The 3,621-nt window shown below is 59.5% G+C and carries 4 protein-coding genes and 1 tRNA gene; 2 read left to right on the forward strand and 3 right to left on the reverse strand.

The window, feature by feature from the left end:
* A partial coding sequence (locus tag ACE3UY_RS23055) for an LLM class F420-dependent oxidoreductase (protein ID WP_374689811.1) occupies positions 1–769 on the forward strand: 769 nt, incomplete at its 5' end.
* 114 nt (positions 770–883) lie between these two features.
* Here ACE3UY_RS23055 and ACE3UY_RS23060 read toward each other — a convergent pair.
* The 3 genes from ACE3UY_RS23060 to ACE3UY_RS23070 form a co-directional block, all read right to left on the reverse strand.
* Entirely contained in the window at positions 884–1,657 is a 774-nt protein-coding gene (locus tag ACE3UY_RS23060) for an isocitrate lyase/phosphoenolpyruvate mutase family protein (protein ID WP_374689812.1), read from the reverse strand.
* A gap of 203 nt (positions 1,658–1,860) precedes the next feature.
* Positions 1,861–1,934: transfer RNA gene (locus ACE3UY_RS23065), tRNA-Gln, on the reverse strand.
* A gap of 66 nt (positions 1,935–2,000) precedes the next feature.
* Positions 2,001–3,047, reverse strand: coding sequence for a hypothetical protein (locus ACE3UY_RS23070; RefSeq protein WP_374689813.1), 1,047 nt, complete (start codon positions 3,045–3,047; stop codon positions 2,001–2,003).
* Positions 3,048–3,154: 107 nt separating this feature from the next.
* Here ACE3UY_RS23070 and ACE3UY_RS23075 point away from each other — a divergent pair.
* Positions 3,155–3,621 (forward strand): GntR family transcriptional regulator (locus ACE3UY_RS23075; RefSeq protein ID WP_374689814.1); only part of this gene is annotated, 467 nt, incomplete at its 3' end.

Genomic DNA, 3,621 nt, shown 5'->3' on the forward strand with positions numbered 1-3,621 from the left:
CCAGATTGAAGGCGGCGGGATGGGGAGAGCCGAAGACCCGATGCTGGAAGGCTACAGCGCCCTGAATTTTCTGGCGGGCGTGACGGAACGGGCGCGCCTCGGCACGATGGTGACGGGCGTCAACTATCGCGCGCCGGGCTTTCTGGTGAAGCAGGTGACGACGCTCGATGTGCTTTCGGGGGGACGCGCCTGGCTGGGCATCGGCGCCGGCTGGTACGAACGAGAAGCCGTGGGGCTTGGGCTGCCCTTCCCGCCCCTGAAAGAGCGCTTCGAGCGGCTGGAAGAGACGCTTCAGATCGCCAAGCAGATGTGGTCGGGCGATTTTTCGCCCTATCACGGCCAGCACTACCATCTGGCCGAACCCATCAACAGTCCTCAACCCCTTACCAAACCTCACCCCCCAATCCTGATCGGCAGTTCTGGCGAGAAGAAGGGGCTGCGGCTGGTCGCTCAATATGCGGATGCCTGCAATCTGTTTGCCTTTGGCGACCATAGCGCGCTCGTCCACAAGTTGGACGTGCTGAAGCGCCATTGTGATGAGGTGGGTCGCGACTACGACGAGATCGAACGCACGGTCATCACGTCATTCAATGCCGGCCTGGGCGGCGCGACTGTCGCTGACGTCATCGATAACTGCCGGGCGTTGGCCGATCTCGGTATCCAGCACGTCATCTTTACCAGCGTCCCTAATGTCCACGAGCTGACGCCGCTGAAGCTGATCGGGCGTGAGGTAATCCCGGCGGTGGCGGAATTGGGAAAACGCCGATGAGGTAGTCATCGCTGGCAAAGCGTTGTCTAAAACAAAAAGGCTACGGACGTTTCGTAGCCTTCTTTATTGAGTAGAGTTCCCTGCCCGGCGGCAAGGAGACCGTCGAGCTATAGTTCATCCATGACCAAAATGCGGCAAATAGCCCTGATCGCGCACCGATAGCGCGGCCTGCTCGAAGGCGTCCCAGGCATATCGGGCCAACCAGCCGCCGACGCTCATGCGACGGACGCCGAGGGCCGCCAACTCGGCGACGTTCAGATCCGGTCTGTGCAGCAAGACGTTGACCGGTTTGGGCGCGACCGCCTCCACGATGGCCTTGATGTCGTCCAGGGCCGCCATACGGGGAGCATAGAGCACGTCGGCCCCGGCGGCTGAATAGGCGACCAGGCGCTCGATGGCCGCGCCGACGTCTGTTCGCCCGATGAGAAAGTGCTCCGTCCGGCCGATGAGCATCACATCCTGGCCCGAAGCGTCGATGGCCGCCCGCGCCGCCTGGATGCGCTCGACGGCAAGCGGCAGGGGGTAAAGGTCCGCGCCGATGCGATCTTCGATGGAAAGTCCCGCCACCCCGGTATCGACAGCCAGCGTCACGTTGGTCGCGACATCCTCGGGCCGATCGGCAAATCCCCCCTCGAAGTCCGCATTAATGGGTAAGTCGGTGGCGGCGCACAACATACGCAAATGGTCTAGCGCCTCGGCCAGTGTCAGTTCGCCGTCCTCTTTCCCCAACGCCCAGGCGGCGCCGGCGCTGGTGGAGGCCAGCGCTTTGAACCCGAGTTTTTCCAGCCGGCGGGTGCTGCCGATGTCCCACGGATTGGGAATGATGAAGTGGCCGGACTCGTGAAGCTTACGGAAGGTTGCTCGTTTGGCGGCTAGATCTATGCTCATTGGCGATTGCTCCTAATCATTCCGTTTCAGGACGGCTTCTCGCGTGTGTGGAATAGCACTGCCTAAGATAATACAGCGGAGTTGCTTGCGCGCCAGTTGGCAGCGTTATAGAAATCCCGAAGGCGAATCATACAAAAAGAGGTCGCGCGATTGCTGCGACCTCATTGTTTGGTGTCTGTCTGGACAAATCCCTTTCTGATTAGCTGGGGCGGCTAGATTCGAACTAGCGAATGCCGGATTCAAAGTCCGGTGCCTTAAACCACTTGGCGACGCCCCATTACTGTTTTCATTTTATCAGAGGCGGATACGACCCGCAAGCCGTAGAGGCGTACCGGCTACTGGATCAGGGAACGCCTTCCAACCTTTCACTAACAGCGACTTCATCATTCTCGATCATGCGCTGGCGATACATAGTCTTGTACCAGCGTGAGGGCAAGTGCGTTAGGAGGGCTGCCAGGTTGGCTGCCGACTCGATATCCCACTTTTCGATAGAAGCGTCGGGGAGCAAGTAACGCGCCGGACTGGCCTGTTTAAGGATGTAGTTTCTCGCCTCAGCTTCCCGCCGTCGACGCTCTTCCTCATCAGTCAGCGTAGTCACCTTCTCCAAATGCTCGCGCACCTCCTTCCACTTCTCATCATTCAGCATGAGTTGGCGGGGAAGGCCCACGATGATCCCCATCGCTGCCATTGCCGCAGTCCGCATCTCTTTCTCTCGAGCCTTCTTTGAGCGTCCCAATTCCCAAACGAAGAAGCAGACAGCCAGCACGGAGATAATTGCCGAGATCAGAGCGATCGAATCCCTACCGAGGGGGCCAGAAAGCGATTGGCCAGCTGTGAAGGCCCGCTGGCCGTAATAGAGCAGAGGGTACAGAACGCCGAAGAACCAGACTGTAATGGATGTCTGATAAATGAGGTACACGGCTGTACTGTGGTTCACCTTGATACCCCACAGCGTCAGCCACGTACCTGAGCGTTGGCTGAACTGCCCTTCGTCAAGTCCAAGCGCTCGTTCCAAGCTCTTTGCCCGGCCGATAAGCTCTCCGTAGTGCTGATCATTGCGCTCATTGTAGATCATCAGGGCCACCGTAATCACCAAACCAAACAGCGAGACCAGGGGATTGATTGTCGATGTGTCAGAGGTGAGGAACCAGCCGCCCAGGAGAGTCGCCAGGGGCACCAGCCCCAGCAGCTTGAAGCGTACGTCGGCCAGCCAGCGGATGTTGGCCGAGACCTCGCTATATTCGGCGCGCAGGTTATCTTGGTGGCTGTCGGTTGAATCGGCCATCTTGTATTCCTCGTTCAAATCTACAGGCTGGCAACTGAACACTCGTAGAAGCTGCATCAGAAACAACACTAACGCGCTTAGAACGTTACAATCAAGCGTCATCATGTACGCATTTGCTCTTGACAGCACGCTCCTTTCGGCTATGATTCGTCATACAACCATACCATATTACTGAATACTGCTTACTGTTTACTGCTCGCTGACCCGCCGCCATGCTCCGTCGCGCCCCCTCCCTGACCGACCAGGTCAAAGCCCATCTCAAGGAGATGATCGTCAACGGCGAGTTCGCCGGGGGGCGCATCCCGCCGGAAGTGGAGTTGGCCGGCGTGCTCGGCGTCAGTCGGACAACGGTGCGCGACGCCCTCAGCCGGCTGGAGATGGAAGGGACGATCAGCCGCCGGCAGGGCGCGGGCACGTTCGTCAACGACCCCGTGCTGCAAATCCATTCGCGGCTGGAAGAAATCTGGGACTACGCGGCGATGCTGAAGGCCCACGGCTTTACGCCGTCGGTCAGCATCCTGGAGGCCAACGAGACCACGGCGGCCTCCCCGCTGCTCCAGCCGACGGCCGCCGCCGAACTCCATCTGGCGCCAGACGCCCCGCTCCTGTTGCTCAAGAAGCTGTTCCGCGAGAACGACGAGCCGGTCATCCTGACCCAGAACGTCGTGCCGCTGACCCA

It is taken from the genome of Promineifilum sp. (SeqCode) (genome assembly GCF_041918635.1).
GTDB lineage: Bacteria > Chloroflexota > Anaerolineae > Promineifilales > Promineifilaceae > Promineifilum.

Excerpts from the sequence above, each read along its gene's own strand:
- ACE3UY_RS23060 (WP_374689812.1), bottom strand. The coding sequence starts at position 1,657 with ATGAGCATAGATCTAGCCGCCAAACGAGCAACCTTCCGTAAGCTTCAC.
- ACE3UY_RS23070 (WP_374689813.1), bottom strand. The coding sequence starts at position 3,047 with ATGATGACGCTTGATTGTAACGTTCTAAGCGCGTTAGTGTTGTTTCTG.